The organism is Aurantimonas sp. C2-5-R2, from assembly GCF_036549495.1.
GTDB classification, from domain to species: Bacteria; Pseudomonadota; Alphaproteobacteria; order Rhizobiales; family Rhizobiaceae; genus Aurantimonas; species Aurantimonas coralicida_A.
The window spans coordinates 64,735-78,092 of the sequence record NZ_JAZHLJ010000002.1 but is presented as its reverse complement, the minus strand read 5'-3'; the positions used below and the strand labels follow the sequence as shown (position 1 = coordinate 78,092).

General features: G+C 63.0%; 12 protein-coding genes. 6 read left to right on the top strand and 6 right to left on the bottom strand.

Features of this window, described 5'->3' with window-relative positions; translation table 11 throughout:
* Nucleotides 1-15 precede the first annotated feature (15 nt).
* The 3 genes from VQ044_RS01400 (at nucleotide 16) to VQ044_RS01390 (ending at nucleotide 2,225) form a co-directional block, all read left to right on the top strand.
* On the top strand, nucleotides 16-600 hold the full coding sequence (locus tag VQ044_RS01400) for an Hpt domain-containing protein (protein WP_327646685.1): 585 nt from the start codon (nucleotides 16-18) through the stop codon (nucleotides 598-600).
* Between the two features lie 218 nt (nucleotides 601-818).
* Complete coding sequence (locus tag VQ044_RS01395; protein WP_327646684.1) at nucleotides 819-1,139, top strand: 2Fe-2S iron-sulfur cluster-binding protein; 321 nt, start codon at nucleotides 819-821, stop codon at nucleotides 1,137-1,139.
* A gap of 54 nt (nucleotides 1,140-1,193) precedes the next feature.
* Nucleotides 1,194-2,225 carry an NAD(P)/FAD-dependent oxidoreductase gene (locus VQ044_RS01390; protein WP_327646683.1) on the top strand — a complete coding sequence of 344 codons (1,032 nt, stop codon included), beginning with the start codon at nucleotides 1,194-1,196 and terminating at the stop codon, nucleotides 2,223-2,225.
* Between the two features lie 108 nt (nucleotides 2,226-2,333).
* Here the strand turns inward: VQ044_RS01390 and VQ044_RS01385 are convergent, their stop codons facing one another.
* Entirely contained in the window at nucleotides 2,334-2,942 is a 609-nt protein-coding gene (locus VQ044_RS01385; protein WP_327646682.1) for a DUF922 domain-containing Zn-dependent protease, read from the bottom strand.
* A gap of 481 nt (nucleotides 2,943-3,423) precedes the next feature.
* On the opposite strand from VQ044_RS01385, the gene dnaE reads away from it, so the two are divergent.
* A complete protein-coding gene (dnaE, locus tag VQ044_RS01380; protein ID WP_327646681.1) occupies nucleotides 3,424-6,894 on the top strand; it encodes a DNA polymerase III subunit alpha in 3,471 nt (1,156 codons plus the stop codon).
* Here the strand turns inward: dnaE and VQ044_RS01375 are convergent.
* From VQ044_RS01375 to VQ044_RS01365, 3 genes are all read right to left on the bottom strand, one after another.
* Nucleotides 6,889-8,289 (bottom strand): DNA polymerase IV, encoded by a 1,401-nt coding sequence (locus VQ044_RS01375; RefSeq protein ID WP_442872890.1) that lies wholly within the window; start codon nucleotides 8,287-8,289, stop codon nucleotides 6,889-6,891. The genes dnaE and VQ044_RS01375 overlap by 6 nt on opposite strands.
* A gap of 81 nt (nucleotides 8,290-8,370) precedes the next feature.
* Nucleotides 8,371-9,039 carry a hypothetical protein gene (locus tag VQ044_RS01370; protein WP_327646680.1) on the bottom strand — a complete coding sequence of 223 codons (669 nt, stop codon included), beginning with the start codon at nucleotides 9,037-9,039 and terminating at the stop codon, nucleotides 8,371-8,373.
* The gene (locus VQ044_RS01365; RefSeq protein WP_327646679.1) at nucleotides 9,036-9,314 is read right to left on the bottom strand and encodes a DUF3572 family protein; all 279 of its coding nucleotides are present in this window, start codon (nucleotides 9,312-9,314) and stop codon (nucleotides 9,036-9,038) included. The genes VQ044_RS01370 and VQ044_RS01365 overlap by 4 nt, the downstream gene beginning before the upstream one ends.
* A 145-nt stretch (nucleotides 9,315-9,459) precedes the next feature.
* Here VQ044_RS01365 and VQ044_RS01360 point away from each other — a divergent pair, with 145 nt between their 5' ends.
* Entirely contained in the window at nucleotides 9,460-9,831 is a 372-nt protein-coding gene (locus VQ044_RS01360; RefSeq protein ID WP_327622250.1) for a response regulator, read from the top strand.
* 10 nt (nucleotides 9,832-9,841) lie between these two features.
* A complete protein-coding gene (locus VQ044_RS01355; RefSeq protein ID WP_327646678.1) occupies nucleotides 9,842-11,203 on the top strand; it encodes a PleD family two-component system response regulator in 1,362 nt (453 codons plus the stop codon).
* Between the two features lie 588 nt (nucleotides 11,204-11,791).
* Here VQ044_RS01355 and rpmG read toward each other — a convergent pair.
* Nucleotides 11,792-11,959 (bottom strand): 50S ribosomal protein L33, encoded by a 168-nt coding sequence (rpmG, locus tag VQ044_RS01350; protein WP_206454054.1) that lies wholly within the window; start codon nucleotides 11,957-11,959, stop codon nucleotides 11,792-11,794.
* A gap of 196 nt (nucleotides 11,960-12,155) precedes the next feature.
* Nucleotides 12,156-13,352, bottom strand: coding sequence for an MFS transporter (locus tag VQ044_RS01345; protein ID WP_327622248.1), 1,197 nt, complete (start codon nucleotides 13,350-13,352; stop codon nucleotides 12,156-12,158).
* Nucleotides 13,353-13,358: the final 6 nt, after the last annotated feature.

The window sequence follows — 13,358 nt, the reverse complement described above, 5'->3', positions numbered from 1 at the left end:
ACGATCTGGCGAGAAATGCACAGAATTTTCGATCATGGCCGTGGGAGCAAGGGTTGCGCCGCAGCCGCACTGCACCATCAGGCCGCCGCACACCTTTATTCTTCCAAAAAATTTAAGCTTATCTCCACCCTGACTGCTGATGGTGGAGGCTGCGATGCAACTGGGATTGAACAGGATAGCCGGTCGAATCGCGGATGTCAGGTTCGGAGAATGAGTATGGCAGCGGCAACACGGCAGATGGAAGAGGCTTCTACCATCGAATTGGCGGACGGTGCGGTCCGATGTCCGTCGGGGCGGCGGCCGATCGATTTGGTGCACCTCGCCCGTCAGACCTCGGGCGATCGGGGGCTTGAGACCGAAGTGCTCGGGCTCTTGCTGCGGCATCTCGAATTGTTCGAAGGCCGCCTTGAAATTGCTAGCGAAGACGAATGTCGATTTATCGCTCACGCGCTGAAAGGGACGGCCCGTAATATCGGCGCATTTCCGCTTGCCGACGCGGCCCAGCGCTTCGAGGACTCGGTTCTCGACGACGAGGCTGTCGCGGCCTTGCGTTCTGAACTCGATCAGACCGCTCGGTTTGTCCGCGCGCTACTCGGCTAACGCGGCCGCCCTCGCGTCATCGTCGCTTTCATCGTGTTCCTGTTGACTTTCGTCGGCGCCAAACTCTAACGAAGCAAATGAGCGAGCCTTAGCCCGTTCGGTCCGGGCAAGGCGCGCGCGATGGCCAGGACATCATTGGTCCTTGGTCCGGTGTTTCTTGGCCCCGTCTGTTTGGGGGGCGATCCTGTCCCCGAAATTGAAAGCAGAGCGTTGCAGGCATGACAAAGATCACCTTCCTGGCCCCGGACGGAACCCGTTACGACGTCGATGCGCCGAACGGCTCGACGGCAATGGAGAACGCGATCAAGAACGATGTCCCCGGGATCGAAGCGGAATGCGGCGGCGCCTGCGCATGCGCGACCTGCCACGTCTATGTCGACGACGCCTGGACGCAAAAGACTGGCGAGCCCGAGGCGATGGAAGAGGACATGCTCGACTTCGCTTACGATGTCCGTCCGAACTCGCGGCTGTCCTGTCAGATCAAGATCCGCGACGAACTGGACGGCCTCGTTCTGACCGTGCCGGAACGCCAGGCCTGAAAGGCGCGCCGCGTCCCCTTTCGCGGGGAAAAAGCCCAACGGAGACTTGTTTCGATGCAGCGCGTGAAGACCGATGTGGTGATCGTCGGGGCCGGCCCGGTCGGGCTGTTCGCCGTATTCGAGCTCGGACTCTACGATCTCAAATGCCATTTGATCGACATTCTAGACCGACCCGGCGGTCAATGTGCCGAGCTCTACCCCGAAAAGCCGATCTACGACATTCCCGCATGGCCGGTGATTTCGGGCCACGACCTCACCGAGAAACTGCTGCAGCAGATCGAGCCGTTTCACCCGACCTTCCACTTCAACCGCATGGTGACCAGTCTGGAGCGGCTCGAGGGGGGCAGTTACCTGGTGACGACCGACGAAGGCGAGGAATTCGAGTGCAAGGTCGTCGTCATCGCGGCCGGGGGCGGCTCATTTCAGCCCAAGCGGCCGCCGGTGCCGGGCATCGAGGTCTATGAAGGCACCAGCGTCTTCTACTCGGTGCGCCGCATGGACGAGTTCCGTGGCCGTGACGTCCTCATTGTCGGTGGCGGCGACTCCGCGCTGGATTGGACGCTGAACCTGCAGCCGATCGTGAAAAGCCTAACCCTCGTTCACCGACGCGACCAGTTCCGCGCGGCGCCGGACAGCGTCGCCAAAATGATGGCTTTGCGCGAAGCGGGTAAGGTCACATTCCAGATGGGGCAGGTGACGAGTATCGTCGGCCGCGACGGCGTCATGCAAGGCGCCATCGTCAAAGGCCCCGACGGCGACGTCGAGGTGACCGCCGACCGCATGCTGCCGTTCTTCGGTCTGACGATGAAGCTGGGACCAGTCGCCAACTGGGGGCTGAACCTTCACGAAAATCTCATTCCCGTCGATACCGCCAGATTCGAGACGTCCGAGCCGGGCATTTTCGCCATCGGCGACATCAACTGGTATGAGGGCAAGTTGAAGCTGATCCTCTCCGGCTTTCACGAGGCGGCGTTGATGACGCAGGCGGCCAAACGCATCGTTCACCCCGACGACCGGGTGGTGTTTCAGTACACGACGTCTTCGACCAATTTGCAGAAGAAGCTGGGGGTCGGCGGAGCCAGATAGGCAAGGAGCGGTTCTCCCACCGACTCCAGGCGACGCCGGCGCTCACGAACCATCGCCCGTGGGCGGCTTTGCGCCCTTGGTCACAGAGGTGCCGCCGCTTTTTAGATCCTACCCGCCGGCTTCGCCCCACAGATTACGATTAAGGGCGCGCCGGAGCCGGAAATTGACTTCACGACCTTCGATTGTGTCGAATTCGATCTGCGCCTGCTCGTGGCCGGCAAGATAGCGCTGCGTGACCGTGTTCACATGCATTTCCATGTCGGCGCAGGTTCGCTCAGTTCGCAGGTTCCTGACCGCCATCTCCATCCGCTTCAGCCACGTCTTGGCAATGGTCGCGTGCTGGTTCTCATGCCGTTTGATGTCTGCTTCGAGCGTCCGCCAGACCAGCACCGTGCGCGCGGAAACACGCTTGGGTGGCGTCCATTTCGGCAGGGTGATGTGCAGTGTGAGCCCCAGATCCGCGCGGTCAACCGCACAACCTTTGGTAACCTTCTTGTAGGTCACCTTGCCGTCGAATTTCACCTCGGTCGCACCGGGGTGGCGCAGGCCGGTCTCGGCGACATAGGGACCCTGTCGGTTGAGGTCCTCGTCGAGTTCGGCAAGTGTCGAGCCGCGAACGGCGAAATAGCTGGTTTCCTGATCGACCGATCCGGCATGGGCGACGCCCGCCCATAGCCAGGCAAGACCCACCACGATCGACCCCATCCCCGCGCGCATTGCACAGATTCCTTGCGACAAGAAGTTCGTAAGGGACACGCTACCCGATCGCGCACGCAACACAAGCGCCGCCCATCGGCCGTCATAAAACACATGGCCGTGGAACGCCGGTGCTAACGGCCGGCTCCTTGTACGACCGGCCCGTCCGACATCCGCCTTGACAGCGCCTCAGTAAATGGAACATAAAGCGAACATCGAACAAAAAGGGAACTCACTATGCTCACCTTCGCCAAGGACTTGCTGTCTCTCGCCGCTGTGTCGGGTTTCGTCCTCAGCCTGAGTCTTCTGATCCACGCGGTTTAATGCAACGTTTTCTGGGGATCGGACGGTTCGGGTCTTACCCCGTCGAATGGCGTGGGTTACCTCTTGGGCGATGCGCGTAGGGCTTTGCTCTGACGCGCGGTTTGCGAGGAAACGGGACGGGTCCTCCAATCGGTATCGTGCCGCGGTGCCGGAGCCAGTAAAGACGGGGTGATCGGCCATGACGGAACCGGTGGAATGCGATCCGAAATTCATTCACCTTCGGGTCCATAGCGCGTTTTCGCTGCTGGAAGGCGCGTTGCGGCTGGACCAGATCATCCAGTTCGCCAAGACGGACGGATTGCCGGCGATCGGGATCAGTGACACGAACAACCTGTTCGGCGCACTGGAGTTTTCCGAAAAGGCCGCGAAGGCCGGCATACAGCCGATTATCGGATGTCAGCTCGACGTCGACTTTGGCGATACCGAGTCTGAGGAGCGCGGCGGCCGCAAGGACCGGAATTTGGCGTCGATCGCGCCGCTGGTGTTGATCGCCGCGAGCGAGGTGGGGTTCGCCAATCTCGTCGAAATCGTTTCGCTAGCCTATCTCGGACATCCGGATAACCCCAAACCGCACGTCTTGTTCGATTGGGTGGCGGAGCGTGCCGAGGGGGTGATCGCCCTGACTGGCGGGCCGCTGGGGCCGATCGGCGCGGCACTTGCCGCCGACCGGGAGGCGATCGCCCGGACCCGGTTGGAGCGTCTGGCGGCGATCTTCGGCGACCGGCTTTATGTCGAACTGCAGCGCCAGGAAGGGCGGAGCCGCAAGGTGGAGGCCGGAACGGTTCGGCTAGCCTATGATTTCGCGCTTCCCCTCGTGGCGACCAACGAGCCGTTCTTTTTTGGCCGAGACGATTTCGAGGCCCATGACGCGCTGATGGCGGTGGCGAGCAACCGGCTGGTCAGTCACGAGGATCGGCGTCGGCTTTCGCGGGACCACAGCCTCAAATCGCAGGGCGAAATGGCGGTGCTGTTCGCCGATTTGCCGGAAGCCCTTCACAATACGGTCGAGATCGCCCGGCGTTGTTCCTACCGGCCAACGACGCGGGCGCCGATCTTGCCACGTTTCGCCGGCGCCGACGCCGACCCGGTCGAGGCGGAGGGCGCGGAAACCGCCGAACTTCGCCGGCAGGCCGTCGAAGGCTTGGAGAAGCGGCTCGCGGCGCACGGCCTGGCCCCCGGCGAGACCGAGGCGAGCTACCGCGAGCGCCTGGATTTCGAGCTGTCGATCATCGAGCGTATGAAGTTCCCAGGCTACTTCCTGATCGTTTCGGACTTCATCAAGTGGGCCAAGGGGCAGGGGATTCCGGTCGGACCCGGCCGTGGTTCGGGCGCCGGTTCGCTGGTCGCCTATTCCCTGACGATCACAGATCTCGACCCGCTGCGCTTTTCGCTGCTCTTCGAGCGCTTCCTCAACCCCGAACGCGTCTCGATGCCGGACTTCGATATCGATTTCTGCCAGGAGCGGCGCGAGGAGGTGATCCGCTACGTCCAGGAGAAATACGGGCGCGAGCAGGTCGGCCAGATCATTACCTTCGGAACGCTCCAGGCGCGTGCAGTGCTACGCGACGTCGGCCGTGTGCTGGAGATGTCGTACGGCCAGGTGGACAAGCTCTGCAAGCTGGTGCCGCAGAACCCCGCCAACCCGGTGACACTCGCCCAGGCGCTGGTTGAGGAGCCGCGGCTGCAGGAAGCGCGCGAGAAGGAAGAGATCGTCGACCGGCTGATCTCGATCGCGCTGAAGCTGGAGGGGCTCTACCGCCACGCCTCGACCCACGCGGCGGGGATCGTCATCGGCGATCGGCCGCTATCGCAGCTCGTGCCGATGTACCGCGATCCGCGCTCTGACATGCCGGTGACCCAATACAATATGAAATGGGTCGAGCCGGCGGGCCTGGTCAAATTCGACTTTCTGGGGCTGAAGACCCTGACGGTGCTGCAGACGGCGGTGCAGCTCATTGCCCGAAAAGGCATCGAGATCGATCTCACGGCTATCCCGCTCGATGATGCCAAGAGCTACGAGATGATGACCCGCGGCGAGACCGTGGGCGTGTTCCAGGTGGAATCGGTCGGTATGCGCAAGGCGCTGATCGGTATGCGCCCGGACCGGTTCGAGGACATCATCGCCCTGGTCGCGCTCTATCGGCCGGGTCCGATGGAGAACATCCCGACCTATAACGCCCGCAAGCACGGGGAGGAGGAGCCGGACTTCATTCACCCGATGATAGCGCCGATTCTGAAGGAGACGCAGGGCGTCATCATCTATCAGGAACAGGTGATGCAGATCGCGCAGGTGCTTGCGGGATACTCGCTTGGCGAAGCCGACCTCTTGCGCCGCGCGATGGGCAAGAAAATTCGCGCGGAGATGGACAAGCAGCGGGTCCGTTTCGTCGAGGGCGCGGTCAAGAACGGTCTGCAAAAGGCCCAGGCGAACATGATCTTCGACCTGCTGGCCAAGTTTGCCGATTACGGCTTCAACAAGAGCCATGCGGCGGCTTACGCCCTGGTGGCGTATCAGACGGCCTATCTGAAGGCGAACCATCCGGTCGAGTTCCTGGCCGCCTCGATGACCCTCGACGCGGGCAACACCGAAAAACTCAATGATTTCCGCATGGATGCCATGCGGCTCGGCATCGCGGTCGTGCCGCCATGCGTCCGGACATCCTACAAATCCTTCGAGGTGGGTGAAAACCGAATCTTCTATGCCCTCGCCGCGATCAAGGGCGTCGGGGAACATGCGGTCGAGCACATCGTGGAGCGACGCGGCGACGTGGGTTTCGCCTCGCTGGAGGATTTCTGCGCCCGGATCGACCCGAAGATCGTCAACAAGCGCACGCTCGAATTCCTGATCGCGGCGGGCGCGCTCGACTGTTTCGGCCACGATCGGTCGCTGTTGAGCGGCAATATCGAACTGATGTCCTCTTATGCGCTGCGGGTCCATGAGGGGCGGACGTCGGGGCAGCACGACATGTTCGGCTCGGCCGGCGATGCGCCTGAGCCGCTGCGGCTCAACCCGGCGCCGTTGTGGATCGCGTCGGAGAAGTTGTTGCGGGAATTCCAGGCAATCGGCTTCTACCTCTCGGCCCACCCGCTGGACGAATACAAGGCGACGTTGAAGCGGCTGCGGGTGCAGACCCACGCGGAAGTCGTCGCTGGTGTGAAACGGGGCGCCAGCGCCGGCAAACTCGCTGGTACGGTCACCTCGCGGCAGGAACGCAAGACGCGGAGCGGCGGCAAGCTCGGAATTGTCCAATTGTCGGACCCCAGCGGCCAGTACGAGGTCGTACTGTTCTCGGAAGCCCTCTACGCCTTTCGCGACATGCTCGAGCCCGGCACGTCGGTGATCGTGACGGTGTCGGCGGAGGAACGGCCGGAGGGAATCTCGTTCCGCGTCCAGTCGGTTCAGTCGCTGGAAGACGAGGCGGTGCGCATGCAGAAATCACTGCGTGTCTTCATGCGCGACGCCGCGCCGCTGCAAAGTTTTCGCGGTCAGCTCCAAGGCGATGGCGACAGTGAGGTCTCGCTCGTTCTGGTCCGCGACGGCGGCGAACGGGAGATCGAGATCATGCTTCCGGGCCGCTACCGTGTCTCGCCGCAGATGGCGAGCGCCGTCAAGGCGGCACCAGGGGTCCTCGACGTCGAGCTTTTATAAGCGTTTGACGGGAAAGCCGCCAGCAGGGGGAGGGCGCGTGTCCTGTCGTGAGCCGTTCTTGGACTCCTGGGAAGCCGGGTCGTTTTCGTGTCGCCGTGCTGGGCGGGGCACCTCGGAATCGGCGGCCTGTCGGAACGTATAGCCGGTCTCGATCGAGCCTTGGCCGAAGCGGTCGCGCAGGCGATCGAGCGCTGCCTCCGCCTTGGCCCGCTTGGCAGCGCCCGGATCGACGAGATCGTCGGGGTCGGCAAGGGCGGCGGGCCCAAAATCCGCGCAGCCGATACCAATGAGCCGGAACCGCGTTCCATCGATCTCCTTTTCGATCAGGGCGAGACCGGTCTCGAATATCCGATCGGCCAGACGCGTCGGATCGTGGAGTTTGCGATTGCGGGTGCGTGTCCGAAAATCCGCGGATTTCATCTTGAGAACGATCGTCGAAGCGGACAGGTCGGTCGCTTTCAGACGTCGTGCGACCTTTTCGCTCAAGCTCCGCAGGACCGGGACAAGCTGGTCGCGCGTCGACAGGTCGTGATGGAACGTCGTTTCCGCCGATATGCTCTTCATGTCGCCGCGCGGATCGACCGTGCGGATGTCGATGCCGCGCGAGAGGCCGAACAATCGCTGGCCCATGCGGCCATATCGCCTCATCAGGTCGGCCTCGTCCATCGTCTGAAGCTGGCCGATGGTTGCGAGCCCGTCGCGCCGCAATGACCGGTCCATCGCTTCACCGACCCCCCAGATCATCGAGATCGGCTTGTCGCGGAGAAATGCGAGGGTTTCGGCGCGGCCGATCACCGAGAACCCCCGCGGCTTTTCCAGATCGCTGGCGATCTTGGCGAGGAACTTGTTGTGCGACAACCCGACCGAGACGCTGATGCCGAGGTCCCGTTCCACATCGCGCGCGAGACGCGCGAGGGTCAACGCCGGCGGTTGGCCGTGAAGCCGTTCCGTGCCGCTCAGGTCCAGAAACGCCTCGTCGATCGACAGCGGCTCGACCAGCGGCGTGATGGCCAGCATCATGTCGCGGACCGCGCGTCCGACCTCGGCGTATTTCGCCATGTTCGGCGGCAGCACAATCGCATCCGGGCAGAGCTTCAACGCCCTGAACATCGGCATGGCCGAACGGACGCCGTGGATGCGTGCGATATAGCAGGCGGTGGCGACGACCCCGCGGTGGCCACCACCGATGATCACGGGCTGCTGGCGAAGCTCCGGCCGGTCGCGCTTTTCGACGGCCGCGTAGAAGGCATCGCAATCGATATGGGCAATGGCGAGCTCGGCGAGCTCGCCATGACCGACGACCCGCGGGCTGCCGCAGGCGCGACAACGCGCTCCCGCCGTGGCGTCCCGGGCCAGGCAATCCCGGCAAAACCGCAAATGGGGTGGGATGGACATCACGACCTCGGACGATTCCCCGCGGCCAGATTAGCCAAGTCCGTTGGAAAAGGGAATTTCCGGCGATCCGACCGTCGCGATCTATTCAACCCGGTAGGACGCCAGAATGCTCTCGATGATCGTCTCGGCCTCGTTCCAATGGGCCGCCGCATGCGCGCCGGCAGGAAGCGGCGGCAGATGCGGCCGGAAGACGGTGTTTGCCATCAAATGCAGCAGATGTACCTCAGGCACGCTCTTGCGGACACCGGCAAGATTGGGCGGCAGATCGTCGGCGAAGACGAGCGGACCGGGCCAGCGTTCCGAGAGTTCAGCGACGATCGCGCCTTTCGAGCGCTCGGTTGCGATCATCGGATAATGCAGACCCTTTTTGTCGAGCAGGGCCCGCCGGTATGGATAGTAGGACGGCGTCATCGCTGTCAGAAATACGATGTCGGCCTTGCAGGACAGCCGGTCGAGAGCGGCGGCGACGCCCGCGACCAAGGGCTGTCGCGTTTCCTGGGTCTCGTAGAGGAGCTCGGTCACGCGATCCAGCTCCGACCCCGACAGGGCCGCTCCAGTCGAAATCGACCGGACGTTGCCGGTCAGCTTGAAGCTCTCAGGGTGGAGGCGCGCGCCGTGTTCCTCGAGCAGCCGGCCGAACGGATCGATGAATTCGAGGACGACCTCGTCGACATCCAGCACCAACAGCGCGTCATGGGACTTGGTCAGCGATGCGATCGGTGGACCGGCGGTGACGCTGCCGCGGCTCACGGTTGCTCCACAAATGCGCTGTCGCCCAACGCCTGCCGGGCTGCGGCGACCCGGGAAGGATCGGTTTCGGCGTCGGCCGCGAAGGCGAGGACCGTCGGCTCGTGTGCGAGAATGAAATCGAGAACCCCGGGTAAAAAGCCCGGTGTCGCGGCGGCTTGACGCAGCGCCGGCACGTCGAGTCCGGTCAGCGCCAGGAAGCGGTCGAACAGCGTCCGATCGGCAGCGATAAAGGCGAGCGCCGCGACCGCCAGGGCTTCCGCTTCCTGGCGATTCATCCCGGCGCCGCCAACGCCGCCGTGCAACCTTTTGTTATCGTTAAGAGATGGCAACCCGTCCATTCCCACTTCTTAAATCGAATCAGCGTAGAAGGGACCTCGATAGCGCAAGATCGCAAGTCGGTCGAGGCAAGGAGTGTCGCCCATGGCGAAGACCGTGATGATCGTCGAAGACAACGAACTCAACATGAAGCTCTTTCGCGACCTGATTGAGGCACATGGTTACGCAACCGTGCAGACTCGCAGCGGACTGACCGCGATGGATCTCGCCCGCGAACATCGTCCCGACCTGATCCTGATGGATATCCAGCTTCCGGAAATTTCCGGCCTCGACGTGACGCGTGACCTCAAGGCCGATCCCGAGCTGAGCAGGATCCCCGTGATTGCGGTTACGGCCTTCGCGATGAAGGGCGACGAGGAGCGAATCCGTCAGGGCGGCTGTGAAGCCTATATTTCGAAGCCGATCTCGGTCACCAAGTTCATCGACACCATCCGCTCCTTCCTGGGCGAAGCCTGAGGGCCGCGCCATGACCGCTCGAATCCTGCTCGTCGACGATATCGAGATGAACCTTCGCGTGCTCGAGGCGCGGCTGTCGGCCGAATACTACGATGTGGTGACCGCGATGAGCGGCGCGGACGCGCTGGAGATCTGCCGTAACCAGCCCATCGATCTCGTGCTCCTCGACGTGATGATGCCGGAGATGGACGGCTTCGAGGTCTGCCGCCAGCTGAAGGCCGACCCCCGCACGATGTATCTTCCCATCGTTCTGATTACCGCCCTCGATCAGCCCTCCGACCGGCTTGCCGGGCTTGAGGCGGGCGCCGACGATTTTCTGACCAAGCCAGTCCGCGATCTGCCGCTGTTCTCTCGGGTCCGCAGTCTGACGCGCCTCAAGCTGGTGACAGACGAATTGCGGCGCCGCGCCGAAACGGCGATCAACCTCGTCGCGGAGGAGCATGCCGGCGACGGGCGCGAGGTGCTCGCCAGGCTCGCCTTCTACGGGGAGGATGTCGACGAGACGCGGCGGATCCAGAAATATCTGAAGGGCGTGGTGCAGGTCGAGGCCGTCGCCGATGCGGCAAGCTTGATCGCCGCCGCCGTCAATGGGGCGGCCGACGCCGTGTTGGTCGACATGGCAGCAAAAGCGGTCGATCCGTTGCGGCTCGTATCGCAGTTGCGGTCGAACGAGGCGTCGCGGCTCCTGCCGGTCCTCGCGATCGCGGAAGCGGAAGATGATGAAACGGCTGCCCGTGCCCTGGAACTGGGTGCCAACGACTACATCCAGCGTCCGCTCGACCGCCACGAACTGATCGCCCGCATCCGAACCCAAATGCGGCGCAAACGCAACGACGAGCGCCTTCGGCAATCGGTCGAACAGACAATTGAGCTTGCCCTGTCCGATTCCCTGACGGGGCTGCATAATCGCCGCTTCTTCGAGACCCATCTCGCCACGGCCGTGCAGCGCGCTCGCACCACCGGAGCGAGCTTCTCGGTGCTGATCGCCGACATCGATCACTTCAAGCGGGTCAACGACGGCTGGGGGCACGAGGCGGGCGACCGCGTGCTCAAGCAGTTTTCCGCAAGGCTCAACGATTGCCTGCGTTCCAGCGATCTGGCGTGCCGGTTCGGCGGCGAGGAGTTCGCGATCCTGATGATCGACGCCGATTTCGACACCGCCATGTCGATCGCCGACCGTATCCGTCGCAGCGTATGCGATACACCCTTCGACATCGGCGGCGAAATGATCGATGTGACCGTCAGCGAAGGCTTTGCCGTCTTCGACGGCGCGCGCGACGACGCGGCGAATTTGGTGAGGCGGGCCGACCAGGCGCTTTATGCGGCCAAGCGCGGCGGCCGCAACCGGGTCGGTACCGCGGAGGCGGCTTGAAAACAGACCGGAGGTTGCAACGGCGGTTTGGCCTCTCGACCTCGGAAGCATCGGCCCCGTAGGGAGGGGCCACCGCCGGTCGAGGAAGCGCCTAGCGTATCATCTTGATACCGCTTCGAACGAAGCCGAAACAAAACGGCCTTAACCATTTCTTAAAAGTCTAGACCCAATGGCGCGCAATGTCGTTGCAATTGAATCGGTTCTGGGCGAGTCTCCAGACAGAAATCGAAGGTCAAGAGCTAGACGGAAGACCTTCGAAGTTACCCCCATGGAATGCTCAGGTCCGCCGCATCTCCTGGGTCCCGTGGGGAGGTCGGTCGGTAGCGTGCGCATGCGGTTTCCTCGTACCGTTGTGCGTTGCCGGCCGGCCACTTTTTTGCGGCGCCCCCCGCCGACGATCACCCGATCCCTATTGCCGCTGATATCGCGCTTCGTTCAACCGATGCCGTTTGGCGAACATGCGCGCCAACGGTTTTCTCGCCGTGGCCTGTGGCCCGGCGGCGCTTGGCAAAACAAGGCGGCACTCCAAAACCAAAAGCGCCGCCCCGTTGCCGGAGCGGCGCCATCATCGGCCGATCGTGCCGAAAATTATTTGATTTTCGCCTCACGAAACTCGACGTGCTTGCGCGCGACCGGGTCGTACTTGGTCTTCACCATCTTCTCGGTCATCGTGCGGCTGTTCTTGCTCGTGACATAGAAGAAGCCGGTGTCGGCTGTCGAGAGGAGCTTGATCTTGATGGTGGTTGCCTTCGCCATGGCCTTATCCGTTCGCTGATGCGCGTCGTCATTTTCGATCGAACCGGGCGCGGGCCGATTCCGTTCGCTACGACTGCGGCTGAAACTGTTTCGGCTTGTGGGATTAACTGCATAACAGCCGACACACCACGCACCAACGCGCCGTCGCGATGCGGCGGCGAATTCGACGCGGACCATAGCCAAGCTCGTCGGCAAGTCAAGCCCGTCTCGCCCACGCCATTCGCCCCAGCGTAAGGACGAGGTAGAGGCCGAAGAAGAGGGCGAGCGCCCAAGCGAATCCGTTGGCTCCGAACAGATCCATCGACGAGCCGATGGCCTGCGGACCGACGAGCATGCCTGCGGAATAACAGAAGATGAAGGCGGCATTCGCCGAGGCGAGTTCGGAGCCGGCGAGCTTCGATCCCAGATGCGCCAGCCCCACAGTGTAAAGGCCGGCCACGACGCCGCCCCACAGGAACAGGAGTGTGGCCATCAACATCCAGTCTTGGGCCACCAAAGGCAGCGACAGGGTTCCGATGAGGCCGATCAGCGCGAAGAGCGACAACAGGCTGCGGCGATCCCGGACACGATCGGACACAAGGCCGATCGGAATCTGCATCAGGACATTGCCGAGGCCTATCGCGGTCAGCAACAGGGCGGCGGATGATTCCGAAAAGCCAAGCCGTTCGCCATAGATCGGAAACAGCGCGAAGCCGCCTGACTCCACGGCTCCGAAGATCAGCACGGCGCCGGTCGCGGTCGGGACGGCGAATATGTATCGCCAGAAGGAGCCGCGTTGACGCTCTCCGAGAGCGGGCTGTCGGTTCCAGGCGAAGAACAAGGGAATCGCCGAGGCAAAGATGACGCCAGCGCCGATCGCGAAGGGCAGGATTCCCGTCGAGCCGACTTGCGAGAAGATGAACGGTCCGGCGGCGAAGCCGAGCGACAGGACGGTCGCGTAGATGCCCAGAACGAAGCCGCGCTTGCCGGGCGGTGCCGCCGCGGTGATCCAGAATTCGGAGAGGACGAACAGCGCCGTGATCGCGAAGTGGAAGACCAGCCGCAGCGGAAACCAGGTCCAGAACGGTGTCAGGAAATAGAAGCCGAGAGCCGAGATGCCTGAGAGAGCAATGGCAATCAGCATCGACAAGCGAACGCCGAGACGGCGTGCGATCGGCGTGATCAAGGGCGCCGCGAGGAGCGAGGCAATTCCGGCAACGGCGGTGTTGGCGCCGATCAGGCTTGCCGAGATCCCCCGTTGCTCGAGAATGACACTGAGCAGGGGCAGGCCAAGGCCAAGGGCGATACCGACCGCGCTGATCGAAGCGATGGCGGCGCCGGCCGAGACCCAGTCGACCTGTTCGATCTCGTGTTCGGCTTGTGCGACGATGTCATCGGGCGTCCATTTGCCCATCCGGCG

Bases quoted from the DNA above. Each gene is read 5' to 3' on its own strand.
- rpmG (WP_206454054.1), bottom strand. From the start codon at position 11,959: ATGGCGAAGGCAACCACCATCAAGATCAAGCTCCTCTCGACAGCCGAC.
- VQ044_RS01385 (WP_327646682.1), bottom strand. From the start codon at position 2,942: ATGCGCGCGGGGATGGGGTCGATCGTGGTGGGTCTTGCCTGGCTATGG.
- VQ044_RS01390 (WP_327646683.1), top strand. From the start codon at position 1,194: ATGCAGCGCGTGAAGACCGATGTGGTGATCGTCGGGGCCGGCCCGGTC.
- VQ044_RS01365 (WP_327646679.1), bottom strand. From the start codon at position 9,314: ATGAATCGCCAGGAAGCGGAAGCCCTGGCGGTCGCGGCGCTCGCCTTT.
- VQ044_RS01345 (WP_327622248.1), bottom strand. From the start codon at position 13,352: ATGGGCAAATGGACGCCCGATGACATCGTCGCACAAGCCGAACACGAG.
- VQ044_RS01355 (WP_327646678.1), top strand. From the start codon at position 9,842: ATGACCGCTCGAATCCTGCTCGTCGACGATATCGAGATGAACCTTCGC.
- dnaE (WP_327646681.1), top strand. From the start codon at position 3,424: ATGACGGAACCGGTGGAATGCGATCCGAAATTCATTCACCTTCGGGTC.
- VQ044_RS01375 (WP_442872890.1), bottom strand. From the start codon at position 8,289: ATGTCCATCCCACCCCATTTGCGGTTTTGCCGGGATTGCCTGGCCCGG.
- VQ044_RS01400 (WP_327646685.1), top strand. From the start codon at position 16: ATGCACAGAATTTTCGATCATGGCCGTGGGAGCAAGGGTTGCGCCGCA.
- VQ044_RS01395 (WP_327646684.1), top strand. From the start codon at position 819: ATGACAAAGATCACCTTCCTGGCCCCGGACGGAACCCGTTACGACGTC.
- VQ044_RS01360 (WP_327622250.1), top strand. From the start codon at position 9,460: ATGGCGAAGACCGTGATGATCGTCGAAGACAACGAACTCAACATGAAG.